The organism is Streptomyces sp. NPDC052773, from assembly GCF_044547145.1.
GTDB lineage: Bacteria > Actinomycetota > Actinomycetes > Streptomycetales > Streptomycetaceae > Streptomyces.
Genome location: NZ_JBITZX010000008.1, coordinates 261339 through 285857, shown reverse-complemented (window position 1 = coordinate 285857; position 24519 = coordinate 261339). Strand labels below are relative to the sequence as shown.

The window sequence follows — 24519 nt, the reverse complement described above, 5'->3', positions numbered from 1 at the left end:
CGCGAAACCGTACGTCGGTTCAGGAGGCCGAGGGGTCGGCGTACAGCCGTACCGTGCGGGCGATCTCGCGCACCGCCGCGTCCGGGACCTCCTCGCGCACGCCGTCCGCGCCGACGAAGGACCACGACACCACGTCACCGTCCGGTGTCTCGAAGGCGAAGGTGGTGGCCTTGCCGTCCGAGTCGCACTTGTCGCGCCGTTGGACCCCGGAGGAGGACGAGGTGACCAGGCTGCCGGTGAGACCGGAGTCGGTGGTGAACGAGGTGACCGGACCCGTGGCGACCTTCTTCCGGTCCGGCTGGGTGTAGAGGCCGTAGACCCAGTTCGCCGAGTCCGCGCGGGCGGCCTCCGCGGGGCTGCGGGCCCCGTTGTTGCCGCGGGTGCCCGCGCTCGCCAGCGGGGTGTCGTCCACGGTGCCGTCCCGGTCGTCGTCGGACGAGCACCACTTCTCCTTCAGTACGGCCGGCGCCTTCATCGCGACCAGCGGGGTGTCCGCCGGATCGTCGTCCTCGGCGACGTAACTCACCCAGTCCGGCGACTCGAGCGCCCACTCGGCCGGGACGTCGAAGGCGATGCCGAGGTCCGGGTTGACCACGGCCTTCCAGCCCGCGACGGTCGGTTCCGGGCCGTCCCCGGTACGCGGATTGGCGGTCGCGGAGGGGGCGGTGGGGGAGACGGCCGGGGAGGAGGCCGCCGGGGCGGAGCCGGCCGACGCCGACGGGGGCGTCCGCTCGCCGTCGCGGCCGAGCAGTACGGCCCCGGTCACCGCCGCCGCCACCACGACGACCGCCGCCGCGCCGATCGCCACCGCCTTGGTGTGCGCGGTCCGCCGATCCTGCGGGTTCGGGCCGCTCGCCGGCGGCTGTGCTCCATGCCCCATGGGCGGCAAGGATACGGCGATCATCACACCGGCCTGGCCAGCGGAGGCTACTCGTGGGTAACCTTCGGGCATGAGCGCAGATCAGATGTCGATCGGCGAGTTGCTCGCCGCCACGGTGCCGATGGTTCGCACCCTGAACCTGGAGTACCTGGAGACCACTCCGGAGAAGGCCGTGCTGGCCCTCCCGGACCAGAGCGAGTACCGCAACCACGTCGGCGGGCCGCACGCGGGGGCCATGTTCACCCTCGGCGAGTCGGCCAGCGGCGCGATCGTCCTCGCCGCCTTCGGCGACCAGCTCTCCCGCGCGGTGCCGCTCCCGGTCCACGCCGAGATCGCGTTCAAGAAGATCGCCCTGGGCCCGGTCAAGGCCACCGCGACCCTCGGCCGCCCGATCGCCGACGTCATCGCCGAACTCGACGAGGGCAAGCGCCCCGAGTTCCCGGTGAGCGTCGCGATCCAGCGCGAGGACGGCGCCGTCACCAGCGAGATGACCGTCGTCTGGACCCTGCGCCCCAACGGCTGAGGCAGGCGCACCGCACAGGCCCCGGCCTTCCCGGCCGGGGCCTTTGGCGTGTTCCCGGACGTCCGCGCGGTCGCCTCGTGGGACACAGTGGTGTCACGGGGACCGGTAGGCTTCACCGGCATGCGCCCGCCCGGGCGCATGCCGGCCACGCGACGAGAGGGGAGCTGCGGTGCACGTCCAGGAATGGCTCGAGACCGTACCCGCGGTCAGCATCTACGCGCTGGTGGGAGTGGTCATCGGTCTGGAGAGCCTGGGCATCCCGCTGCCGGGTGAGATCATCCTGGTCTCCTCCGCGCTGCTCGCCTCCCAGCACGGCGACATCGACCCGGTGATCCTCGGCGCCTGCGCCACCGCCGGCGCGATCATCGGCGACTCCATCGGTTACGCCATCGGCCGCAGGGGCGGACGCCCGCTGCTGGCCTGGCTCGGCCGGAGGTTCCCCCGCCACTTCAGCGAGGGGCACATCGCGACCGCCGAGCGGTCCTTCGAGAAGTGGGGCATGTGGGCCGTCTTCTTCGGCCGGTTCGTCGCCCTGCTGCGCATCTTCGCGGGCCCGCTCGCGGGCGTCCTGCGCATGCCGTACTGGAAGTTCCTGATCGCCAACGTCCTCGGCGGCATCCTCTGGGCCGGCGGCACCACCGCGGTCATCTACTACGTCGGCGTGGTCGCCGAGGCCTGGCTCAAGCGCTTCTCCTGGGTCGGCCTGGTGCTGGCCGTGTGCGTCGGCCTCACCTCGATGCTGATCATCAAGCGCAAGGCGAAGAAGGCGACGGCCGCGGCACCGCAGCAGCCGGCCGAGCCGGTGCCGGCCGCGGCCGACTGAGCCTCGGCGGGACGGTCGGCTAGCCCTCGGCGTGCACCTCGCGGTGCGCCTTCGCCAGCTCCGCGTACATCGTTCCGTTCAGCGTGATGCCCTCGCGCTCCTCCGCGGTCAGCTCCCGCCTGACCTTCGCGGGTACGCCCGCGACGAGCGAGCCCGGGGGCACGCGCATGCCCTGCGGCACCAGCGCCTGCGCGGCGACCAGCGAACCGGCGCCGACGACCGCGCCGTTCAGCACGGTGGCGCCCATGCCGATCAGACAGTCGTCCTCCACCGTCGCGCCGTGCACCACGGCGTTGTGCCCGACGGAGACGCGCTCGCCGACGGTGACGGGGAAACCGGGGTCGGCGTGCAGCGTGCAGTTGTCCTGCACATTGCTGTCCGCGCCCACCGAGATCCGCTCGACGTCGCCGCGCAGCACCGCCCCGTACCAGACGCTCGCGCCCGCCCCCAGCGTCACGTCCCCGATCACGGTGCAGCCCGGCGCCACGAAGGCCTCCGGGTCGACCGCCGGTTCCTTGCCACCGATCGCCCTGATCAGCGCCTGGTGAGTCATCGTCGCCTCCTCGTCGTCGAGTACCCCCGCACCGTACGCCACCCGGTAGGGCGAAGATCACAGGGCTCCGGTCCCATCGGGCACCCGCGCCGTGAGTACCGTGAGCGGGTGCCGAAGCCCAAGAACACGTTCTCGTCCTGGCGGCGCCGCCTGGCGCAGCGCGCGGTCCACGCGGGCTGGGCCTGGGTGCAGCGCACCGGCTCGGTCACCGCCGAACACCCCGGCCGGTTCCGCTTCGGCGCGATGGGCGCCGGCACCCGGCTGGCCTTCCCGCTCGGCACGGTCTTCGGCGAGCCCTGGATCCACCTCGGCGCGCACTGCATCGTCGCCGAGCAGGTCACCCTGACCGCCGGTCTCATGCCCGACCTGGACCTCGGCCCGGAGCCGATCCTGCGCATCGGCGACGGCGTCGTCCTGGGCCGCGGCAGCCACGTCATCGCGGACACGACGGTCAGCATCGGCAGCGACTGCTACTTCGGCCCGTACGTCTACGTCACGTCCACCAACCACTCCTACGACGACCCGCACCAGCCGATCGGCAAGCAGTGGCCGCGCATGGAGCCGGTGGAGATCGGGCCCGGCTGCTGGATCGGCACCGGCGCGGTGATCCTGCCGGGGGCGCGGATCGGGCGGAACGTGGTGGTCGCGGCCGGCGCGGTGGTGCGGGGCGCGGTCCCCGACCACGCCGTGGTCGCGGGGGCGCCCGCCCGGGTCGTACGGCGCTGGACGCCCGCGGAGGGCTGGCAGCCGCCGCTGCGCACCCCGCCGCCGGTGCCGATACCGGACGGCGTGACCTCCGATCAGCTGCTGAAGCTGGCCGGACTGGACGAGGACGCGGTGGCCCGGCTGGCGGAGCTGGACGACGTGGACGCGGTCGACGCCGTCGACGCGGAGTCCTGACCCGCCCGGTGGCCGCCGGCGGCGAGCCGGTGACCGGCCGTCACCCGGTGGCCAGCAGCAGGGAACCGGCGAGGGCCAGTCCCGCGCCCGCGGCCTGGACCGCGCGCAGCCGTTCGCTGAGGAAGCCGCGCGCGGCCAGGGCGGTCACCACCGGGTAGAGGGAGGCCAGTACGGCGGCCACGGTGACCGGCCCGTGCTGGGCGGCGATCGCGTAGGTGCCGTTGGCCGCGACGTCGGCGAGCCCGACGAAGGCGAGCGCGGGCAGCGCGCGCCAGGGGAAACCCTCCGCCGGGAGGGCGGGGGAGCCGCGCCGCACGGACGCGTAGAGGGCGGCGCCGCCGGCGACGACGTTGGTGACCCGCTGCACGAACAGCGCGAGGAACAGGCCGGTGACCGTGCTCGACGCCTCGGCGATCAGCGCCATCACCGCGCCGAACCCGAACGCCGCGAGCAGGGTCAGCAGGACGGCCTGCCGCTGCACGGGCGCGCCCCGCAGTTCCGGCCCGCCCGCGAGCACCACCCCGGCCACGGCCACCACGATCCCCGCGAGCTGGAGCAGCCCCGGCCGCTCGCCCAGGACGACGCCCACGCCCACGGGCACCGCCACGCCCAGCGAGCCGAGCGGCGAGACCACGCCCATCGGCCCCAGCGCGAGCGCCTTGTAGAAGGCGAGCATGGCCACCGGGCCCACCAGACCGGCGCCGACGGCGAACCACAGCTGCGGGCCGGCCTCGCTCCAGGCGCCGGTCGCGATCACGAGGGCGCCGAGCACGACCACGGCGATCGACTGCGAGATCACGACGACGGTGAGCGCGGGCGTGCGCCGGGTCAGCAGTCCGCCGCCGAAGTCGGCCAGACCCCACAGGAGGCTGGTGGCCAGGGCGAAGAGTGCTGTCACGGGGCGCCTCGCAGTACAGTTCGGTGAACGATCGGGTGCACCCCACCGTAGTGCAGTGAACTGAACTCTGTCATCCAGAATATTGGACGGAATGTGTCGGACCTCGACCTGCTGACCCAGTCCCTGGCCCGCAACGTCAAGCGCTGGCGTGCCGAGCGGGGGTTCACCCTCGACACGCTCGCCGCCCGGGCCGGCGTCAGCCGGGGCATGCTCATCCAGATCGAGCAGGCCCGCACCAACCCCAGCCTCGGCACCGTCGTCAAGATCGGCGACGCGCTCGGCGTCAGCATCACCACCCTGCTCGATTACGAGCAGGGCCCCAAGGTCCGGGTCGTCCCCGCCGACCAGGCCGTCCGGATGTGGCACACCGAGGCGGGCAGCTACAACCGGCTGCTCGCCGGCACCGAGGCCCCCGGTCCGCTGGAGCTGTGGGACTGGCGGCTGATGCCGGGCGAGTCCAGCTCCTCCGACCCGCACCCGGCGGGCACCGTCGAACTCGTCCACGTCACGGCCGGCGAACTCACCCTCACCGTCGACGGCACCGAGTACCGCGTCCCGGCCGGCGCCAGCGCCTCCTTCGAGGCCGCCGCCCCGCACACGTACGGCAACGACGGCGACGTACCGATGGAGATGGTCCTCGCCGTCTCCGTCCCGCCCGTCGGCTGAGGCGCCCGTCGAGACGTGAGACGCCCGAACGACCGCCGCCGTGCGGCTGTTAGCGTGCGGCCATGCGCGCACCCATCGGAGACTTCGACCAGGCCACCCCCGCCCCCGACTGCCTCGACGAACTGACCCGCCCGGTCGCCGACGCCGTACGCCGGTGGACCGGCGCCGTCCCCGCCGAGCAGATCCTCTACGTCGACACCGACCCGCGGTGGGCCGACACCGCCGTCTTCGTGGAGCACTACGGCCGGGAGCTGCTGGAGCAGTCCGCGAACTGCGTGGTCGTCGCCGGGAAGCGCGGCGGCGAGAGCACACTCGCCGCCTGTGTGGTGCTCTCCACCACCCGGGTCGACGTCAACGGCGTGGTCCGCCGCCATCTCGGCGCCCGCAAGGCCTCCTTCGCGTCCATGGACACGGCCACGGGGGAGACCGGCATGGAGTACGGCGGCATCACGCCGATCGGACTGCCCGCCGACTGGCCGGTGCTGGTCGACTCCGCGGTCGTCGACCTGCCGTACGTCCTCGTCGGCAGCGGGCGGCGGCGCGGCAAGCTGCTCGTGCCCGGCAAGGCGTTCGCCGAACTCCCGGGTGCCGTGGTGCTGGAGGGGCTGGGCCAGCCCGTCTGACGCCTGGTCGCCGGAGGCCGTGACCGACCCGGCCACCGGAGGCCGGGCGACCCTGCGGGGTCAGGCCGGCGCGTGGTGGGCCAGCGGCAGATGCGGGTCCGCCTCGCCCGGCACCGGCGCCGGATCGGCGTGGACCAGGGCGGCGGTCAGCCGCGGTACGGCGTGCAGCAGGGCGTGTTCGGCGTCCACCGCGATCGCGTGGGCCTGGCGGACCGTCGCCTCGCCGTCCACGACCACCGCCACCTCGGCCCGCAGCCGGTGCCCTATCCAGCGCAGCCGCAGCTCGCCCACCCCGCGCACGCCCGGCACCGCGCGCAGCGCCCGCTCGGCCCGGTCCACCAGCGCCGGGTCGACGGCGTCCATCACCCGCCGCACCACCTCGCGCGCCGCGTCCCGCAGCACCAGCACGATCGCCGCGGTGATCGCCAGTCCGACGACCGGGTCGGCCAGATGCAGGCCGAGCGCCGAGCCGCCGGCGCCCAGCAGCACCGCGAGCGAGGTGAACCCGTCGGTGCGGGCGTGCAGTCCGTCGGCGACCAGCGCGGCCGAGCCGATCTCCCGGCCGACGCGGATCCGGTACCGGGCCACCCACTCGTTCCCCACGAAACCGACCAGCGCGGCCACCGCCACCGCCGGGACATGGGCGACCGGACGCGGATCGAGCAGCCGATCGACCGCCGTCCACCCGGCGAACGCGGCGGACGCGGCGATGGTCAGCACGATCACGATCCCCGCCAGATCCTCGGCGCGGCCGTAGCCGTACGTGAAGCGCCGCGTCGCCGCGCGGCGGCCGAGCACGAACGCGATGCCGAGCGGTACGGCGGTCAGCGCGTCCGCGGTGTTGTGCACCGTGTCGCCGAGCAGCGCCACCGACCCGGACAGCGCCACCACGACCGCCTGCGCCAGCGCCGTCGCCCCGAGGACCGCCAGGGAGACCCAGAGGGCGTGCATGCCGCGGGCGGAGGACTCCAGGGCGGAGTCGACCTTGTCGGCGCTGTCGTGGGAGTGGGGGCTGAGGAGGTGGGCGAGGCGGTGGCGGATGCCCTGACGGCGGGAGTGGGAGTGGGGGTGAGGGTGCTCGTGGCCGTGCGGGTGCGGGTGCGGGTGCGGGTGCGGGTGCGGGTGGTCATGGCCGTGGCCGTGGCCGCTGTCGTGGGGGTGGTCGCTCACGAGGTGCTCCTTCCGGTGCGCGGCGGAGGGCGGGTGCGCGGCGCCCTCCGCCATTATGTGCGCAAGAGCGCACGCATGCACCTGTTACCTGCGCACGCTGCGCAGCCGCGCATCCCGCGCCGGACCGCGCGGGCGCCGTGTCACCAGGAGGTGAGCGTGGTGATGCCCAGGTACTGCTCCGCGAACGCGGTCGCCGCGCGCGGGGAGTCGAACAGGCGGCGCAGCCGCGCGAGCGTGGTCCCCGCGCGGTAGGGATCGCCCGAGGCGGTGCCGTGGTACACCTCGGACAGCCACTGCGAGAACTCCTGGTAGTCCCAGACGCGCCCCAGGCAGGCCGCCGAGTACCCGGCCAGTCCGGTGCCGTCGCCGCGGGTCAGGTGCGCGACGAGCGCGTCGCCGAGCAGGAACGCGTCGTGCAGGGCGAGGTTCATGCCCTTGGCGGCGATCGGCGCGGTCAGGTGCGCCGCGTCCCCGGCGAGGAACAGGCGGCCGTACGCCATGGGCTCCACGACGTAGTTGTGCATGTCCAGCACCCGCTTCTCGATCAGCCGCCCCTCGGTCGGCGGCGGGGCGTCCGCCGCGCCGAGCCGCAGCCGCAGCTCGGCCCAGACCCGTTCGTGCGGCCAGTTCGCCGGGTCGTCGCCGGGCGGGCACTGGAGGTAGTAGCGGGTGACCTCGGGGCTGCGGGCCATGTGCCCGGCGAACCCGTGTGGGTGGACGCCGAACACCACGCAGTCGGAGGACGGCGGCGCCTCGGCGAGCAGGGCCAGCCAGCCCACGCCGTAGTCGTGCCGGGCGATCCGGATCCGGTCGGGGGGCAGCGCGGTGCGCGTCACCCCGCGCGCCCCGTCGCAGCCCGCGACGAAGTCGCAGCGGATCAGCTGCCGTTCACCGCTCTCCGGGCAGAGATACGACACCGACGGACGGTCCGTGTCCAGGTCGTGCAGCCGTACGTCCCGCACCCCGAAGCGGATGTCGCCGCCGCGCACGTCCGCGTACTCCCGCACCAGGTCCGTCACGAGCAACGGCTGCGGATAGACGAAGTGATGATGACCCGTCAGCTCGGTGTACGACACCCGGTGCCGCCGGCCGCCCACGCGGAACTCGCACTGGGTGTGCCGCTGCGCCCGCGCGAGCAGGTTGCCCGCCAGTCCGCGCCGCTCCAGCCCGCGTACGGCCCACTCCTCCAGCACCCCGGCCCGGGGCCGGCGCTCGATGGACTCCCTGCTCTCCGCCTCCAGCACCACGCAGTCCACCGAGGCGGCCCGCAGGATGTTGCCGAGGGTGAGCCCGGCGGGCCCGGCGCCGACGATGACGACCGGAAAGCCTTGCGGGACGGGCGAGTCGGGGTGGGGAGCTATGGCCACCCGCACATTATGGCGGTCAGTCGAGCTGCGGGATCTCGATGGCCGGGCACCGGTCCATCACCATGTCGAGACCGGCCGCGCGGGTGCGCTCGTACGCCGCCTCGTCGATGACGTCCAGCTGGAACCAGACCGCCTTCGCGCCCTTCGCGACCGCCTCGTCGGCCACGGCTCCGGCGAGGTGGCTGTTGACGAAGACGTCCACCACGTCCACGTCGAAGGGGATGTCGGCGAGCGAGGCGTACCCCTGCTCCCCGTGCACCGTCTCCGCCTTCGGGTGGACGGGCACGACGCGCTTGCCGAAGCGCTGGAGCACGCGGGCGACGCCGTACGCCGCGCGTCGCTCGTTGTTCGACAGGCCCACCACGGCCCAGGTGTCGCCGCTCTCGGTGAGGATCTTGCGGACGGTGGCTGCGTCGCCGTACACGGGGGCCTCCCGGGCCTCGGGGCTTCTCCTGGTGCTTCGAGCTTCGCGTCCTCGAAGTGCTTCGAGCAGGACAACGGCCGACGGCGGACGAAGATTCCCGGCCCGCGCACCTGCGCCCGGGCGGTGACGGGCCTACGCTCGCACCGTGCTGCGCATCATCGACGCCGGAACCGGCGAACCCGTCGAGGCCGCCCCCGCCCGCCGCGGCCTCACCCGTGTCGAGGCGCACGCGCCGGGCCTCGACCCCACCGCCCTGCGCGTGCTGCTGGTCGCCGACGTCCTGGTACGGGCCCTGGAACTCGGCGGGACACCGGTGTGGGGACTGCTCGCCGGGGAGCGGCAGCGGACGGAGCTGCGGGCGGCGGCCACCGCGCTCGGCGTGCGCCCGCTGGAGGACCGTACGACCGCGGGGCCGGGCCTCGGGGAGCGGCAGGTCCTGCACGTGGTCGCGGAGGGGGTCGCGGCACCCGAGGGCGTGCGGGTGGCAGTGGCGGCGGTGGAGGCGCCGGGGGAGCGGGAGGTACCGGGGGAGCGGGAGGTGCCGGACTCGCCCCTGGGGCCGTCGCTGGGCCCGCTGCTGGACGGTGACCCGGCCGTGCTGCGGCTCGCGCTGCTGTCCCGGCGCAGGAGCGAGCCCGTCCGGCTGGAGGCCGGGGGCCTCGACGAGGCCCGCCGGACGCTGGACCGGTGGCGGCGGGCCGTCGCCGAGTGGGCGCGGCAGCCGTCGCGGCCGGTGCCCGACGAGGTCCGCGCACGGCTCCGCGCGGCCTGGGAGGACGACCTGGACGTGCCCGGGGTGCTGCGCGTCCTGCGGTGGGTGGAGGGCGAGCCGGAGCTGCCGGACGGGGCCCGCTTCGAGACGTACGTCCACGCGGACCGGCTCCTCGGCCTCGACCTCGCTCGCGACCTGGGAGCCCTGCCGTGATCACGCGCGCGGCCGCGGGCCCGCTGCGCCGCCTGGTCGTGTTGCGGCACGCCAAGTCCGCGCGGCCGCCCGACGTGCCCGACCACGACCGGCCGCTCGCCCCGCGCGGGCGCCGCGACGCCCCGGCCACCGGGCGGGCCCTCGCCGCGGCCGACTGCCTGCCGGACCTCGCCGTGTGCTCCACCGCCGTCCGCGCGCGGCAGACCTGGGAGCTGGCCGCCGCCCAGTGGGGCACTCCGCCGCCGGTCCGGCACGACCCGCGGCTGTACGCCGCCGACGCGTCCGGACTGCTCGCCGTCGTGCGCGAGACACCGCCCGAGGTGGGCACCCTGCTGCTGGTCGGCCACAACCCCGGGCTGGAGGACCTGGTGCTCGACCTGGCCGGGGACGGCCTCGACGACACCATCGAGCGGGTCCGCGCGAAGTTCCCGACCTCGGCGCTCGCCGTCCTCTCCTGGCGCGGCACCGGCTGGCCGGAGCTCGCCCCCGGCGCGGCGCTGCTGACCTGGGTGACGGTACCGAGGGGGAGGAAGAAGTAGCCGCCGCATAGGCTGGCCGGATGCAGGACGAGTACCGCACGGTCGCCCGCGCGGGCGTGCACGAGACCGAGGTCAACCGCTCCCGCTTCCTGTGCGCCCTGGCGCCGGCGGCCACCGAGCGGGAGGCCCAGGACTTCATCGCCGCCGTGCGCAAGGAGCACGCCGACGCCACCCACAACTGCTGGGCGTACGTCATCGGCGCGGACGCCGCGATCCAGAAGGCCAGCGACGACGGCGAGCCCGGCGGCACCGCCGGCGTCCCCATGCTCCAGATGCTGCTGCGCCGCGACATGCGGTACGTCGTCGCCGTCGTCACCCGGTACTACGGCGGCGTCAAGCTCGGCGCGGGCGGACTCATCCGCGCCTACGGCGGAGCGGTCGGGGAGGCCCTGGACGCGCTCGGCACGATCACCCGGCGGCGGTTCCGGCTGGCCACGGTGACCGTCGACCACCACCGCGCGGGCAAGGTGCAGAACGACCTGCGCGCGACCGGGCGGGAGGTGCGGGACGTGCGCTACGGGGAGGTGGTCACCATCGAGATCGGGCTGCCCGACGCCGACGTGGACGCCTTCCGCGCCTGGCTCGCGGACGCGACGGCCGGGACGGCGGGGTTCGAACTGGGCGGGGAGGCCTACGGCGACGCATGACAATCCGGACAAAGCAGCCGTAATTCCCTTGTTTTCCTGCACGCATGACGGGCGATACAGGAGTAACCGGCCGTGATGTCAGACCCGGCCGTTAGTCTCGGGGATCATGCGACTGCTGCACACTTCCGACTGGCATCTCGGCCGGGCGTTCCACCGGGTGAACATGCTCGGGGCCCAGGCCGAGTTCATCGGCCACCTCGTCGACACCGTGCGCGAGCGCGCGGTGGACGCGGTGGTCGTGTCGGGTGATGTGTACGACCGCGCGGTGCCGCCGCTCGCCGCCGTCGAGCTCTTCGACGACGCCCTGCACCGGCTCGCCGCCCTCGGCGTGCCCACGGTGATGATCTCCGGCAACCACGACTCGGCGCGCCGCCTCGGCGTCGGCGCCGGTCTGATCGACCGGGCCGGCATCCACCTGCGGACGGACCCGGCGGCGTGCGGCACGCCGGTCGTGCTGCGGGACGCCCACGGGGACGTGGCCTTCTACGGACTGCCGTATCTCGAACCCGCCCTGGTGAAGGACGAGTTCGCAGTGGACAAGGCCGGGCACGAGGCGGTGCTGGCCGCCGCCATGGACCGGGTCCGCGCGGACCTCGCCACCCGCGCGCCGGGCACCCGGTCCGTCGTCCTCGCCCACGCCTTCGTCACCGGCGGCGAGGCCAGCGACAGCGAGCGGGACATCACCGTCGGCGGCGTCGCCGCCGTCCCGGCCGGCGTCTTCGACGGCGTCGACTACGCCGCGCTGGGGCATCTGCACGGCTGCCAGACCATCACCGAGCGCGTGCGCTACTCCGGCTCCCCGCTGCCCTACTCCTTCTCCGAGGCCGAGCACCGCAAGAGCATGTGGCTCGTCGACCTCGACGCCGACGGCGCGGTCACCGCCGAGCGCGTCGACTGCCCGGTGCCGCGCCCCCTGGCCCGTATCCGCGGCACCCTGGAGGACCTGCTCGCCGACCCCGAGCTGGCGCGGCACGAGGACGCGTGGGTCGAGGCGACCCTCACCGACGCGGTCCGCCCCGCCGAACCCATGGCCCGCCTCACCGAGCGCTTCCCGCACACCCTCAGCCTCGTCTTCGCCCCCGAACGAGCCCCCGACGACCCCGACGTCTCCTACGCCCGCCGCCTGGCCGGCCGCAGCGACCAGCAGATCGCCGAGGACTTCGTCGCCCACGTCCGCGGCGCGGGACCCGACGACCGGGAGCGCGCGGTGCTCCGCGAGGCCTTCGACGCCGTCCGCGCGGACCGGGCGGTGCGGGAGGTGACCCGGTGACGGCCCAGCCCGCGCACGGCGTGCGGCGCCCCCGCCGTGCGTTCGCCGGCCTCTGCGTGTCCGACATCCGCCGGGTGCCTGGCGCCCGCCGCGTGTCCCGCACCTGCCGCAGGCCCGGCGCCCGCCCCGTGTCCCGCACCTGCCGCGGGCCCGGCGTGCGCTGCGTGTCCTGCGCCTGCCGGATGCCGGGCGCGCGCCACCTGCCTCACCCCTGCCGCAGGCCCGGTGCGCGCCGCGTGTCCCGCGCCTGCCGGATGGCGGGCGCGCGATGCCTGTCCCGCACCCGCCGCGACCCCGCGGCCCGCCCCATGGCGCGCGCCGGTCACGTGTCCCACGTCCGTCGGGTGCCCCTCCACCCGCGTGTCCGCGATGCCTGCCACGCGCCCCGTCCCCGCCGTGTCCGCGGCCCGCGCACCCCGGAGGCCGTCCGATGAGGCTTCACCGGCTCGACATCACCGCCTTCGGGCCCTTCGGCGGGTCCCAGAGCGTCGACTTCGACGCGCTCTCCGCCGCCGGGCTGTTCCTGCTGCACGGGCCGACCGGCGCGGGCAAGACGTCCGTGCTGGACGCGGTGTGCTACGCGCTCTACGGCTCCGTACCGGGTGCGCGGCAGAGCGGCCAGGGCACCGGTCTGCGCAGTGACCACGCGGCGCCGGGCACCCGTACCTCGGTGACGCTGGAGCTGACCGTCGCCGGCCGCCGCCTGGAGATCACCCGGCAGCCGCCCTGGGAACGCCCCAAGAAGCGCGGCACGGGGACGACGGTCGACAAGGCCCAGACCTGGCTGCGCGAGTACGACGCGGCGGCCGGGAGCTGGCGGGACCGCAGCCGCTCGCACCAGGAGATCGGCGAGGAGATCACCCAGCTGCTCGGCATGAGCCGGGAGCAGTTCTGCCAAGTGGTGCTGTTGCCGCAGGGCGACTTCGCGCGCTTCCTGCGCGCCGACGCCGAGGCCCGCGGCAAGCTGCTCGGCCGGCTCTTCGACACCCAGCGCTTCGCCGACGTCGAGAAGCGGCTCGCCGACCGCCGCCGCGCCACCGAGGCCGACGTCCGCGACGGCGACGCGGCCCTGCTCGCCGACGCCCACCGCATGCAGCAGGCGGCGGGCGGCGCCCTGGACCTGCCCGAGCTGGCCCCCGGCGACCCCGGCCTCGCCGACGCCGTGCTGAGCGCCGCCGCCGTCGCCCGCAGCACCGCCCGCGAGGAGCTGGCCATCGCGCAGTCGCGGCTCGCCGCCGCCGAGTCCGCACGGGCCGCCGCCGACCGCACCCTGGACGACGTACGCGAACTGGCCCGCCTGCAACGGCGGTTCGCCGAGGCCCGGCAGCGGGCGGTGCGGCTCCAGGAGCGGGCCGACGCCCACCGCGAGGCCCAGACCCGGATGGAACGGGGCCGCAAGGCCGAGGCCGTGGCGCCCGCCCTGGAGCTGCGGGACTCCGCCGACGCCGAGCACCGCCGCGCGGCCGACGCCGAGGCCCGCGCGCGGGCCGCGCTGCCCGAGCGGTACGCCGACGCCTCAGCCGCCGGACTCGCCGCCGACGCCCGCCGGGCCGCCGAGGAACTGGGCGGACTGGAATCGGCCCGCCGCGCGGAGCGCCGCCTCGCCGACCTCGTCGCCGAACGCGACGGCCTCGACCGCCAGGAACGCGCCGACGAGGACATCCTCCAGGAGGCCGACGCCTGGCTCGCCGGATGGGAGACCACCCGCGCGCAACTGCGGTCCCGTATCGAGTCCGCGCAGGAGGCAGCGGGGCGGGCGGAACAGCTCGCCGAGCGGCGCGAGCCCGCCCGCCGGCGGCTGGCCGCGGCCCGCGAACGCGACCGGCTCGCCGCGCAGGCGGACACCGCCGAGCGGCAGGCCCTCGCCGCCGCCCACGACGCCGTCGAGGCCCGCGCCCACTGGCTCGACCTCAAGGAACAGCGGCTGAACGGCATCGCCGCCGAACTCGCCGCGAACCTCGTCGCCGGCGAGCCCTGCGCCGTCTGCGGTGCCACCGACCACCCCGCCCCGGCCCGCAAGGACGCCGCGCACGTCGACCGGGAGACCGAGGAACGCGCCCTCGCCGCCTGCCAGCGCGCCGAGGAACAGCGCGCCGAGCACGAACGGCGCCTGGCCGCCGTACGGGAGGCGCTGGCCGGCGCCACCGCCGAGGCCGGGGACGCCCCGGCCGACGACCTCGCCCGCGAGGCCGAGGAGCTGGAGCGGCGGTACCAGCAGGCGCGCGCCGCCGCCTCAGCGCTGCACGCCGCCCAAGAGGAGCTGCGCCACGCCGAGCAGGAGCACGAGCGGCGCACCGCCGCCCGCCAGCAGGCCGCCGTCCGGGCCGCCGCACGCGTCGGCCACCGGGAACGACTGGAGAGCGAACGCGCCGCGCTGGAGGAGGAGCTGGCCACCGCGCGGGGCAGGGCCGAGAGCGTGGCCGCGCGCGCCGCCCAGCTGGAGCTGATGGCCGCCCGGCTCACCGAGGCGGCCGAGGCCGCCCGCACTGCCGAGGACACCGCCCAGCGCCTGAAGACCGCCGACGCGCGGCTCGCCGACGCCGCCTTCCGGGCCGGTTTCGACACCCCGCAGGCCGCGGCCGACGCCCTCCTCGACGACGCCGCCCACCGCGAGCTGCAACACCGGCTGGACGCCTGGCAGACCGAGGAGGCCGCCGTCCGCGCGGTGCTCGCCGAGGCCGACACCGCCGCCGCGGCCGGGCAGCCGCCCGCCGACCTCGGCGCCGCCGAACAGGCCGCCGCCGAGGCGGAACGCCGGGTGCGCGAGGCCGCCTCCGCGCGGGACGCCGCCGAGCGCCGGTGCGCCGAACTCGACCGGCTCTCCGCCCGCGCGGCCACCGCCGTGCGCCGCCTCGCGCCGCTGCGCGAGGAGTACGACCGGGTGGCCCGGCTCGCCGCACTCGCGGCCGGCACCTCCGCCGACAACGAGCGCCGGATGCGCCTGGAGGCCTACGTCCTCGCCGCCCGCCTGGAGCAGGTCGCCGCCGCCGCGACCGTACGGCTGCAACGCATGTCGTCCGGCCGCTACACCCTGGTGCACTCCGACGACCGGGCCGGACGCGGGCGCAGCGGACTCGGACTGCACGTCGTCGACGCCTGGACCGGACGCGAGCGGGACACGGCGACCCTGTCCGGCGGCGAGACCTTCTTCGCCTCGCTCGCCCTCGCCCTCGGCCTCGCCGACGTCGTCACCGACGAGGCCGGCGGGGTCCGCCTCGACACCCTCTTCATCGACGAGGGTTTCGGCAGCCTCGACGACCAGACCCTCGACGAGGTGCTGGACGTGCTCGACTCACTGCGCGAGCGCGACCGCAGCGTCGGCATCGTCAGCCACGTCCCCGACCTGCGGCGGCGGATCCACGCGCAGCTGGAGGTCGTCAAGGGCAGAACCGGTTCGACGCTGCGGCAGCGCGGTCACTGACCGAGGGGGCGGCGGGGCAGCGGGGAGGAGTAGACGACGCTGGTGGTCACCGAGCCCAGCGTCCCGATCCGCCCCGACACCTCCTCCAGGTGCCGCATCGAACGGGCGGCCACCTTGATGACGAAACAGTCGTCGCCGGTGACGTGGTGCGCCTCCAGGATCTCCGGAGTCACGGCGACCAGGTCGTGGAACGGCTTGTAGTTGCCGTTGGGGTAGCGCAGCCGGACGAACGCGAGGATCGGCAGGCCCAGCCGCTCGGGGTCCACCACCGCCGCGTACCCCTGGATGACACCCGCCTCCTCCATCCGGCGCACCCGCTCGGTCACGGCGCTCGGGGACATGGAGACGGCCCGCGCCAGCTCGGCGAAACTGGCGCGGCCCTCCCGCTGGAGGACGTCGAGGATGCGCCAGTCGGTGGCGTCCGGGGAAAACGTGGTCATCCCCGAGGGATAGCAGGGGAATCCCCGGCCGGGCAAGGGCCGGACCGTGGAACGGCCCTTCAGGGAGATGATCACCGGCCGTAGATTTCTGGTCATCGGACAGCAGAGAGGACACCTCGCGATGACCGCCACCGCCACGGCCACCGCCGCCACGGCCCCCGCCTCCACAAACCCCGTCCTGCGCGTCGCCCCCGCCGCGCCCGCCGAGGCCGCCGCCTACTTCCGGGCCAGTCTCGTCTTCCACGCGGACGTCTCCGACGTGGCCGCGGCGCTGGCCGCCGGCGGGGATCCGGGGTTCGTGGTGCTGGACTCGCGTTCCACCGCGGCGTGGGACCAGGGGCACGTGCCCGGTGCCGTGCACCTGCCGACCGCGCTGATCCCCTCGCAGGCCGAGGAGTTGCTCGACAAGTCGGTGCCCGTCGTGACGTACTGCTGGGGGCCCGGCTGCAACGGCGCCACGCGGGCCGCGCTCGCCCTCGCCGAACTCGGGTACCGGGTCAAGGAGATGCTGGGGGGATTCGAGTACTGGGCGCGGGAGGGGTTCGAGTTCGAGACGTGGGAGGGGCGGGAGCGGCGGGCCGCGGACGCGTTGACGGCGCCTGTGGGCTCGGAGGAGTGCGGTTGCTGAAGGTCGCGTGAGGAGCCGCGGGGTGCGGTCGGTCGGCGGGTGCGGGTCGGGGTCGGCCGGTCGCGCAGTTCCCCGCGCCCCTCAAGGGCGGGAGTCCCGGACCTCGTCGGCAAGGAGCCCGAGGGAAAACGGGATGCCGGTGGCCTTGCCCGCCGCGCATCATGATCCGTATGCCTCGACTTCCGCATCCCACCCCCGAAGAGCTGCGCCGTGACCCGTTGCCGTTGCGTGGGCGGACCGCGCTCGTCACCGGGGCCAGCCGGCGTGGTGGCATCGGGTACGCCGTGGCCCGGCGGCTCGCGGCGTACGGCGCGAGTGTCTATCTGCACCACCACGTGCCGCACGACGCCGCCCAGCCCTGGGGCGCCGACCGGCCCGAGGAGGTGGCCGCCTCCGTGCGCGCCGCCCTCGGCGATCCGGACGCGCGGATCGTACACGGGCCCGGCGACCTCGCCGACCCTGCCGCCCCCGCCGAGCTGATCGCCACCGCCGCCGACGCGCTCGGCGGACGGCTCGACATCCTCGTCGCCAACCACGCCCTCAGCGGCACCGACGGCAGCCTGGACGCCATCGACGCGGCCATGCTCGACGCGCACTGGGCCATCGACACCCGCTCGGTGCTCCTGCTGGTGCAGGCGTACGCCCGGCTGCGCGCCGAACTGCCGCCGCGCACCCCGGGCGGCCGGGTGGTGATGATGACCTCCGGGCAGGACCACGGCGGCGGTATGCCCGGCGAGATCGCCTACGCCCTCCAGAAGGGCGCCCTCGCCTCCATCACCCGCTCCCTCGCGACCACCCTCGCCGAGCACGCGGTCACCGTGAACACCGTCAACCCCGGCCCGGTCGACACCGACTACATGACCGGCGAGGCCTACGACTGGGTCGCCTCCCGCTTCCCCGCCGGGCGCTGGGGCATGCCCGACGACCCGGCCCGCCTCATCGCCTGGCTGGCGACGGACGAGGCGGACTGGGTCACCGGTCAGGTGATCGACTCCGAGGGCGGCTTCCGCAGATGAGCGGCGCCCGCGGACCCGTGGCCGGTCAGAGCCGGGACAGCTCGTCCACCAGGTCGTCCAGGCCCAGCGACCCCTGGGACAGGGCCGCCATGTGCCAGGCCTTGAGGTCGAAGGCGTCGCCGTGCCGCTCGCGCGCCTTCTGCCGGCCCAGCAGCCAGGCCCGCTCGCCCAGTTTGTAGCCGATGGCCTGGCCGGGGATCGTCAGGTAGCGGGTCAGCTCACTGGAGACGTAGTCCTTCGGGCGGCTGCTGTGCGCGCCGCAGAACTCCTCGGCCAGCTCGGGTGTCCACCGCTCGCCCGGGTGGAACGGCGAGTCCGCGGGGATCTCCAGCTCCAGGTGCATGCCGATGTCGACGATCACCCGCAGGGCCCGCATCATCTGCGCGTCCAGGTACCCGAGCCGCACCTCGGCGTCCGTGAGGAAGCCCAGCTCGTCCATCAGCCGCTCCGCGTAGAGGGCCCAGCCCTCGGCGTTGGCGCTGACCATGCCGACGGATGCCTGGTAGCGCGACAGGTCGTCGGCGACGTGCGCCCACTGCGCGAGCTGGAGGTGATGGCCGGGCACGCCCTCGTGGTACCAGGTGGACACCAGGTCGTAGACCGGGAACCGGGTCTGGCCCATCGTGGGCAGCCAGGTGCGGCCCGGGCGGGAGAAGTCCTCCGACGGCGGGGTGTAGTAGGGGGCGGCGGCGCTGCCGGGCGGGGCGATGCGCGACTCCACCTTCCGCACTCGCTCGGCGAGTTCGAAGTGGGTGCCGTCCAGCTTCTCGATCGCCTCGTCCATCAGGCCCTGGAGCCACTCCCGGGTCTCGTCGACGCCCTCGATGTGCCGGCCGTGCTCGTCGAGGTGCGCCAGCGCCACCCACGGGGTCTCGGCGCCCGGCAGGATCTTCTCGGCCTCCTCGCGCATCTCGCCGAGGATGCGGTGGAACTCCGCCCAGCCGTAGGCGTACGCCTCGTCCAGGTCGAGGTCGGTGCCGTTGTAGTAGCGCGACCAGCGGGCGTAGCGCTCGCGGCCCACCGTGTTCGGGGCGCCCTCGACGGCCGGCGCGTACACCTCGCGCATCCAGTCCCGCAGCTCGGCCACGGCCGCCGTCGCCGCCCGGGCGGCCTCGTCCAGCTCGGTGCGCAGCGCGTCGGGGCCGGCGGCGGCGAAGTCCTCGAACCAGCCGCGGCCCGAGCCGGTGTCCGCCCACTCGGCGAGCTGCTCGATGAAGACGGCGGTCGGGCGCGGCGGCCCGTACAGCTTGCGGTCCAGGCCGAGCGCCAGGGACCCGCGGTAGCCCGCGAGCGCGGACGGTACGGCCCGCAGCCGCTCGGCGATCGCCGCCCAGTCCTCCTCGGTGTCCGCCGGGGTCACCGTGAACACCTCGCGCACGTGGTGGACGGGCATGCCGAGGTTGCCGACCGCGCGCAGCCCCTCGTCCGCCTCGTGCACGGCGAGTTCGGCGGTCAGCCGCTCCCGCAGCAGCCGGGCGCAGCGCCGCTCGATGTCGCTGTCCGCGCCGGGCCGGCGCTCGGCCTCGTCGAGCCGCGCCAGCGTCCGGCGGGCCAGCTCCGCGAGGGCTTCCTGGCCCGCGGGCGAGAGGTCGGGCAGGCGGCTCGAACTCTCCTTCGCGCCCAGGTAGGTTCCGGTCACGGGGTCGAGGGCGATCAACTCGTCGACGTAGCCGTCGGCGATCTCGCGGGGCAGCGCGCTGTTGGTGTCTGACATGCGGACCATCCTCGTACGGCGGCCCGGCGCCGTCACCCGGTTTGCGCCGACGGCGAAGGCGGCAGCAGCGGGCCGCAGTCCCACTGCTGGAAGATCAGCCGGGTCTCGACCCGGGCCACCTCGCGGCGGGCCGTGAACTCGTCCAGGACCAGCCGTTGCAGGTCCGCCATGTCGGCGACCGCGACATGGACGAGATAGTCGTCCGGGCCGGTGAGATGGAAGACGGTCCGGGACTCCGGCAGCGCCCGGATGCGTTCCACGAACGGTCCGACCAGCTCCCGCCGGTGCGGTCTGACCTGCACCGACAGCAGGGCCTCCAGGCCGCGCCCCAGCTTGGCCGGGTCCAGCCGCAGCTGGTGCCCGAGGATCACGCCCGCGCGGCGCAGCCGGGTCACCCGGTCCAGACAGGTCGACGGCGCGACCCCCACCTGCGCGGCGAGGTCCCGGTACGTGGTCCGGGCGTCGTTCTGCAACAGCCGCAGCAGATGGAGATCCACCGGATCCAGTACGACAGATTCCGCCATCGGCCGAACGTAACACGGAAAGGAACGATCCGACCCCGGCCGGTGTTCACCCTCTGCGCCATGGAGTCAGCGCGCACACAGACACGCACCCGTACCCGGGCCCTGGCCACCGAGGCCGTGCACGCCGGCCGCGACGACCTCGCCGGTCTCGGCCTGCACGTCCCCCCGATCGACCTGTCGACCACCTACCCCTCCGCCGACAGCCGCGCCGAGGCCGCCCGCATCGACGCGTTCGCCGCGACCGGCGCCGAACCGGACGGCCCGCCCGTCTACGGCCGCCTCGGCAACCCCACCGTCGCCCGCTTCGAGACCGCCCTCGCCCGCCTGGAGGGCACCGAGGCCGCCGTCGCGTTCGCCAGCGGCATGGCCGCGCTCAGCGCGGTCCTCCTCGTCCGGGCCTCCCTCGGCCTGCGGCACGTCGTCGCCGTACGCCCCCTCTACGGGTGCAGCGACCATCTGCTCACCGCCGGTCTCCTCGGCACCGAGGTCACCTGGACCGACCCGGCCGGCATAGCGGAGGCGCTGCGCCCCGACACCGGACTGGTCCTCGTCGAGTCCCCGGCCAATCCGACGCTCGCCGAACTCGATCTGCGGGCCGTCGCCCACGCCTGCGGCTCGGTGCCGCTGCTGGCGGACAACACCTTCGCCACGCCCGTGCTCCAGCGCCCCGTCGAGCACGGCGCGCGGCTGGTGCTGCACAGCGCCACCAAGTACCTCGGCGGCCACGGCGACGTGCTCGCCGGAGTCGTCGCCTGCGACGAGGAGTTCGCGGGCCGGCTGCGTCAGGTCCGGTTCGCCACCGGCGGGGTCCTGCATCCGCTCGCCGGTTATCTGCTGCTGCGCGGTCTCGCCACCCTGCCCGTGCGGGTGAAGGCCGCCTCGGAGACGGCCGCCGAACTCGCCCGCCGCCTCGCCGCCGACCCGCGGGTCGAGCGGGTGCACTACCCGCGCATCGGCGGCGCGATGATCGCCTTCGAGACGTACGGCGACCCGCACGCCGTCATCGGCGGTGTCCGGCTGATCACCCCGGCCGTCAGCCTCGGCAGCGTCGACACCCTCATCCAGCACCCGGCGTCCATCAGCCACCGCATCGTCGACGCCGACGACCGCCGGGGCGCCGGGGTCAGCGACCGGCTGCTGCGGCTGTCGGTGGGCCTGGAGGACGTCGACGACCTGTGGGCCGACCTGGACCGGGCCCTGGGGTGAACGCGTGAACGGCCCGGCGCAGCCGGGCCGTTCACCACGGGACGCGTCAGTCGCCGACGGCGGGCCGGCCGGCCACCGCGGCCGTCTCCAGCCGGGCCGTGATCACCAGGGTGCCCTCCTCGATCTGGTAGTCGAGGGGCAGGCCCAGACCGCGCATCGCGGCGACCATGCCGGTGTTGGAGGCCTGGGTGACGGCGTACACGCTCGCGCAGCCCGCCTCGGCGGCCATCCCGGCCAGCCGGCCCAGCAGTTCGGAGCCGATGCCGCGCCCCTGCCAGGCGTCCTCCACGAGCAGCGCCACCTCCGTCTCGTCCCCGTCCCACAGCAGATGGCCGAGGGCGACGATCCGCCCGGAGGCGGTCTCCACGGCGAGCGTACGGCCGTAGCGCGGGGAGAGCAGATGGTTGAGGTAGCGGTCCGCGTCCCCGACCGGCCCGTGGTAGCGCAGCGACAGGGTGCGCGACGAGCAGCGCCCGTGCATCTCCTTCGCCGCCGCCACGTCGCCGGTGTCGGCCCGGCGCACGGTGATCGCCTCACCCTCCGGCAGGGTCAGCACGTCCTCGCCGCGCGGAACCCGCGGACCCAGCCGGGAGTCCAGCTCCACCAGCGCCCGCGCCCGCGCGAACTCGGTCGGGGTGAACGGCAGATACGGCCGCTCCACGGTGATCACGCCGCCCTCCGGGGCGCGCAGCCGCAGCACGGTGTCCTCCAGGACGCCCTCCGCCGGGACGGCGTCCTCCGCGCCTCCCGCGGGGGCGGCGGGAAGCTGGCGGATCGTGCAGCGGCCCAGCAACTGGCGCAGCGCGAGCGGCAGTTCGGCCGCGTCCAGGGCGGTGCGGGTGGCGAGGCCCAGGATCCGGGTCGGGGCGTCCACCAGGTCGTGGGCGTCGGCCCGCTCGATCCAGGTGCCGGTGCCGCCGGCCAGCGCCACCGCGCGGGTGATCTCGCCGGCCGAGAGCGCCCGCGGGGCGCGCAGCAGGAACTCGTCCACCGTGCCGTGGCCCAGCGGGTGCGTCTGGAGGCTCAGGATGTCCACCCGGTGACCGGCGAGGGCCGTGCACAGCGCGGCCAGCGACCCCGGCTCGTCCCGCACGGTCGTCCGCAGCCGCCACAGCGTGCTCTGCCCGGAGGCGCCCTCGGGCGTGCCCGCCGGGCCCTCGGTGCCCTGCGGATCTCCGGTCCCGGTGCCCTCGGCCGGCCCGGCCCGTCGCTCGGATGAGCCGGGCCGGGCGCCGGTATCGGAGGTCGGCGGTGCGTGGCCGTGGTGCCGTCCCCACCAGGTGTGGAACGCCGCGGTGGCGAGCAGCAGGACCGCGGAGACCAGCAGCAGCGCCGGGCCGTCGGGGCCGTGGCCGATCAGGTTGGCCACGGCGTCGGCGACCGCCACGGCGGTGAAGAGGGCGGCGAGTTCGACGACGTCCCGGCGCCAGTGGTGCACGGGACGCCCGTTCTTCGCGCGCGTCACATCAGTCATCTTCCGATTCATGCACCCACTGTGAGGGAACGGTGTTGCGTGATCACGAACGGTGTGTGACTGATGGGTAAAGCGGGCTTCTGTCCGTTTTGCGTTCAAGTAATGACGCGCCCTCGAGCGATCCCGCGCACGTGGACGATGTCCCGCACGCGAACGATGTCGCGCACCACGGGATGACGGCGGTGCGCGACACGGCACGAGGGTACGGGATCTCCCGGCCGTCCCGGGGCTACTGCCCGACGAGACCCGGCTGGAGCACCTTCGTGAACAGCACGGTCCCGTCCTGCTCCCGCAGCCGGACCGTCAGTTCCGCGGTGTCGCCGTCGATGTCGACCTCGCCGAAGAACTGGTAGCCCTCCGCGGGGGACACGTTCGCCCTCGTCGGCGCCTTCACGAAGACCCGCTCCGGACCGAACGTGCCGTCGAGGGCGTTCGCCGGGAAGGCGCCGGCGTTGAGCGGTCCGGAGACGAACTCCCAGAACGGCTCGAAGTCGGTGAACGCGGCCCGCGACGGCTGGTAGTGCTGCGCGGAGGTGTAGTGCACGTCCGCCGTGACCCAGACCGTGCCGGTGATCCGGCGGTGCTTGACGAACCGCAGCAGCTCGGCGATCTGGAGTTCCCGGCCGAGCGGGGCACCCGGGTCGCCCTGCGCGACCGCCTCGATGTTCGGCCTGCCGTCCCCGGTGTCCGGCACGACCAGGCCGAGCGGCATGTCGGAGGCGATCACCTTCCACACCGCGCGCGACCGCGACAGCTCCTTCTTCAGCCACTCCAGCTGCTCCCGGCCGAGGATGCCCTGCGGGTCGGTGCTCTGGCCGCCCGGCGAGTTCGCGTTGCGGTAGGTGCGCATGTCGAGCACGAAGACGTCCAGCAGCGGGCCGTGCCGCTGCACCCGGTAGACGCGGCCGTCGGGGCGGCGCAGCGTGGAGATCGGGAAGTACTCGGAGAACGCCTGCCGGGCCCGCGCGGCCAGCACGTCGACGTTCTTCTCCGTGTACCGGCCGTCGGCGAGGATCTCGCCCGGGTACCAGTTGTTGGTGACCTCGTGGTCGTCCCACTGGATGATCGACGGCACCCGGGCGTTGAACGCGCGCAGGTTCTCGTCCAGCAGGTTGTACCGGAAGTTGCCGCGGAACTCGGCCAGCGTCTCGGCGACCTTGGACTTCTCCTCGGTGGTGACGTTCCGCCAGATCCGCCCGTCGGGCAGGGTGACGGTCTCGCCGATCGGCCCGTCGGCGTAGACGTTGTCGCCGGAGCAGAGGAAGAAGTCCGGGTCCAGGGCGGCCATCGCGTCGTAGATGCGGTAGCCGCCGAGGTCCGGGTTGATGCCCCAGCCCTGACCTGCCAGGTCGCCGGACCAGACGAACCGCACCCCGTCGCGGCGCCGGACGGACGCGGTGCGGAACGTGCCGGTCACCGGCTCGCCGGTGCGGCGCGGGTCGTCAGGGTCGGCCAGGAGCACCCGGTAGTGGATCTGCTCGCCGGGCGGCAGACCGCGCAGCCGGGTGGTGCCGGTGAAGTCGGTGTCCGCGCCCAGCAGCGGCCCGTGCCATCGGCGCGGATTGCGGAACGACTCGGTGGCGGACGTCTCGACGATCATCCGGGCCGGCCGGTCCGAGCGCACCCACACCAGCCCGGAGTCCGTCGTCACATCACCGGTCTGCACACCCCAGCCCGCGCGCGGGCGCCCCGACAGGGCGAGCGCGGGGGCCGCGCCGAGACCGGCGGCGGGCAGGGTCAGGGCGGCGGACGCGGCGAGCGAGCCGCGCAGCACGGTACGGCGGTCGGGGAGCGGGCGCTGGGACATGAAGGGGCCTCCAGGACGGAATCCGGCCAGTGTGTGGAGCCACACCTACGCGGACATCACGGCGCACACGGAAACCACAAG

At 74.7% G+C, this 24519-nt stretch carries 24 protein-coding genes; 13 read left to right on the top strand and 11 right to left on the bottom strand.

Translation table 11 applies throughout. The annotated features are described in order from the left end of the window. Positions 1-19 precede the first annotated feature (19 nt). Entirely contained in the window at positions 20-880 is an 861-nt protein-coding gene (locus tag ACIG0D_RS20275; protein WP_399802575.1) for a hypothetical protein, read from the bottom strand. Positions 881-965: 85 nt separating this feature from the next. Here ACIG0D_RS20275 and ACIG0D_RS20270 point away from each other — a divergent pair, with 85 nt between their 5' ends. Together ACIG0D_RS20270 and ACIG0D_RS20265 are read left to right on the top strand one after the other, a co-directional pair. Beyond that, positions 966-1403: a DUF4442 domain-containing protein gene (locus ACIG0D_RS20270; protein ID WP_365765922.1), complete on the top strand. Its 438-nt coding sequence runs from the start codon at positions 966-968 to the stop codon at positions 1401-1403. A gap of 169 nt (positions 1404-1572) precedes the next feature. Beyond that, entirely contained in the window at positions 1573-2226 is a 654-nt protein-coding gene (locus ACIG0D_RS20265; protein WP_399802572.1) for a DedA family protein, read from the top strand. 19 nt (positions 2227-2245) lie between these two features. Here ACIG0D_RS20265 and ACIG0D_RS20260 read toward each other — a convergent pair whose 3' ends face one another. Beyond that, positions 2246-2779: a gamma carbonic anhydrase family protein gene (locus tag ACIG0D_RS20260; RefSeq protein ID WP_399802569.1), complete on the bottom strand. Its 534-nt coding sequence runs from the start codon at positions 2777-2779 to the stop codon at positions 2246-2248. A 108-nt stretch (positions 2780-2887) separates the two neighbouring features. Here ACIG0D_RS20260 and ACIG0D_RS20255 point away from each other — a divergent pair, with 108 nt between their 5' ends. Then, positions 2888-3679 (top strand): acyltransferase, encoded by a 792-nt coding sequence (locus ACIG0D_RS20255; RefSeq protein WP_399802567.1) that lies wholly within the window; start codon positions 2888-2890, stop codon positions 3677-3679. Positions 3680-3719: 40 nt separating this feature from the next. On the opposite strand, the gene ACIG0D_RS20250 is transcribed toward ACIG0D_RS20255, so the two are convergent. Then, positions 3720-4577, bottom strand: coding sequence for an EamA family transporter (locus tag ACIG0D_RS20250; protein ID WP_399802564.1), 858 nt, complete (start codon positions 4575-4577; stop codon positions 3720-3722). Between the two features lie 93 nt (positions 4578-4670). On the opposite strand from ACIG0D_RS20250, the gene ACIG0D_RS20245 reads away from it, so the two are divergent. Further along, positions 4671-5243 (top strand): helix-turn-helix domain-containing protein, encoded by a 573-nt coding sequence (locus ACIG0D_RS20245; protein WP_399802562.1) that lies wholly within the window; start codon positions 4671-4673, stop codon positions 5241-5243. Positions 5244-5305: 62 nt separating this feature from the next. After that, positions 5306-5866, top strand: coding sequence for a YbaK/EbsC family protein (locus ACIG0D_RS20240; protein WP_399802560.1), 561 nt, complete (start codon positions 5306-5308; stop codon positions 5864-5866). Positions 5867-5926: 60 nt separating this feature from the next. Here ACIG0D_RS20240 and ACIG0D_RS20235 read toward each other — a convergent pair whose 3' ends face one another. The 3 genes from ACIG0D_RS20235 to ACIG0D_RS20225 all read right to left on the bottom strand — a co-directional run bounded on the left by ACIG0D_RS20235 (position 5927) and on the right by ACIG0D_RS20225 (position 8827). Further along, on the bottom strand, positions 5927-7036 hold the full coding sequence (locus tag ACIG0D_RS20235) for a cation diffusion facilitator family transporter (RefSeq protein WP_399802557.1): 1110 nt from the start codon (positions 7034-7036) through the stop codon (positions 5927-5929). A 140-nt stretch (positions 7037-7176) separates the two neighbouring features. Then, on the bottom strand, positions 7177-8397 hold the full coding sequence (locus ACIG0D_RS20230) for a 4-hydroxybenzoate 3-monooxygenase (protein ID WP_399802751.1): 1221 nt from the start codon (positions 8395-8397) through the stop codon (positions 7177-7179). Between the two features lie 22 nt (positions 8398-8419). Further along, positions 8420-8827 carry a CoA-binding protein gene (locus tag ACIG0D_RS20225; RefSeq protein ID WP_365765901.1) on the bottom strand — a complete coding sequence of 136 codons (408 nt, stop codon included), beginning with the start codon at positions 8825-8827 and terminating at the stop codon, positions 8420-8422. A 145-nt stretch (positions 8828-8972) separates the two neighbouring features. On the opposite strand from ACIG0D_RS20225, the gene ACIG0D_RS20220 reads away from it, so the two are divergent. The 5 genes from ACIG0D_RS20220 to ACIG0D_RS20200 all read left to right on the top strand — a co-directional run bounded on the left by ACIG0D_RS20220 (position 8973) and on the right by ACIG0D_RS20200 (position 15629). Continuing rightward, a complete protein-coding gene (locus tag ACIG0D_RS20220) occupies positions 8973-9752 on the top strand; it encodes a hypothetical protein (RefSeq protein WP_399802555.1) in 780 nt (259 codons plus the stop codon). Then, positions 9749-10291 (top strand): SixA phosphatase family protein, encoded by a 543-nt coding sequence (locus tag ACIG0D_RS20215; RefSeq protein WP_399802552.1) that lies wholly within the window; start codon positions 9749-9751, stop codon positions 10289-10291. Before ACIG0D_RS20220 ends, ACIG0D_RS20215 begins: the two co-directional genes overlap by 4 nt. A gap of 20 nt (positions 10292-10311) precedes the next feature. Then, a complete protein-coding gene (locus ACIG0D_RS20210) occupies positions 10312-10938 on the top strand; it encodes a YigZ family protein (RefSeq protein ID WP_399802550.1) in 627 nt (208 codons plus the stop codon). A gap of 106 nt (positions 10939-11044) precedes the next feature. Continuing rightward, positions 11045-12208: an exonuclease SbcCD subunit D gene (locus tag ACIG0D_RS20205; protein ID WP_399802547.1), complete on the top strand. Its 1164-nt coding sequence runs from the start codon at positions 11045-11047 to the stop codon at positions 12206-12208. Between the two features lie 430 nt (positions 12209-12638). After that, entirely contained in the window at positions 12639-15629 is a 2991-nt protein-coding gene (locus tag ACIG0D_RS20200; RefSeq protein ID WP_399802545.1) for an AAA family ATPase, read from the top strand. Here ACIG0D_RS20200 and ACIG0D_RS20195 read toward each other — a convergent pair. Next, the gene (locus ACIG0D_RS20195) at positions 15623-16069 is read right to left on the bottom strand and encodes an Lrp/AsnC family transcriptional regulator (RefSeq protein WP_399802542.1); all 447 of its coding nucleotides are present in this window, start codon (positions 16067-16069) and stop codon (positions 15623-15625) included. The two genes, ACIG0D_RS20200 and ACIG0D_RS20195, sit on opposite strands and share 7 nt — an antisense overlap. 121 nt (positions 16070-16190) lie before the next feature. Here ACIG0D_RS20195 and ACIG0D_RS20190 point away from each other — a divergent pair, with 121 nt between their 5' ends. Further along, on the top strand, positions 16191-16697 hold the full coding sequence (locus ACIG0D_RS20190) for a rhodanese-like domain-containing protein (protein ID WP_399802539.1): 507 nt from the start codon (positions 16191-16193) through the stop codon (positions 16695-16697). A gap of 170 nt (positions 16698-16867) precedes the next feature. Further along, a complete protein-coding gene (locus tag ACIG0D_RS20185) occupies positions 16868-17713 on the top strand; it encodes an SDR family oxidoreductase (RefSeq protein ID WP_399802536.1) in 846 nt (281 codons plus the stop codon). Positions 17714-17738: 25 nt separating this feature from the next. On the opposite strand, the gene ACIG0D_RS20180 is transcribed toward ACIG0D_RS20185, so the two are convergent. Together ACIG0D_RS20180 and ACIG0D_RS20175 are read right to left on the bottom strand one after the other, a co-directional pair. Beyond that, positions 17739-19427, bottom strand: a complete 1689-nt coding sequence (locus tag ACIG0D_RS20180) for a DUF885 domain-containing protein (protein WP_399802533.1) — start codon at positions 19425-19427, stop codon at positions 17739-17741. 32 nt (positions 19428-19459) lie between these two features. Beyond that, positions 19460-19951 carry an Lrp/AsnC family transcriptional regulator gene (locus ACIG0D_RS20175; protein WP_365767353.1) on the bottom strand — a complete coding sequence of 164 codons (492 nt, stop codon included), beginning with the start codon at positions 19949-19951 and terminating at the stop codon, positions 19460-19462. Between the two features lie 60 nt (positions 19952-20011). On the opposite strand from ACIG0D_RS20175, the gene ACIG0D_RS20170 reads away from it, so the two are divergent. Continuing rightward, positions 20012-21157, top strand: a complete 1146-nt coding sequence (locus tag ACIG0D_RS20170) for a PLP-dependent transferase (protein WP_365767351.1) — start codon at positions 20012-20014, stop codon at positions 21155-21157. Between the two features lie 46 nt (positions 21158-21203). Here the strand turns inward: ACIG0D_RS20170 and ACIG0D_RS20165 are convergent, their stop codons facing one another. Both ACIG0D_RS20165 and ACIG0D_RS20160 read right to left on the bottom strand, forming a co-directional pair. After that, entirely contained in the window at positions 21204-22631 is a 1428-nt protein-coding gene (locus tag ACIG0D_RS20165) for a GNAT family N-acetyltransferase (protein ID WP_399802528.1), read from the bottom strand. Positions 22632-22860: 229 nt separating this feature from the next. Continuing rightward, positions 22861-24438: an alkaline phosphatase D family protein gene (locus tag ACIG0D_RS20160; RefSeq protein WP_399802525.1), complete on the bottom strand. Its 1578-nt coding sequence runs from the start codon at positions 24436-24438 to the stop codon at positions 22861-22863. Positions 24439-24519 lie beyond the last annotated feature (81 nt).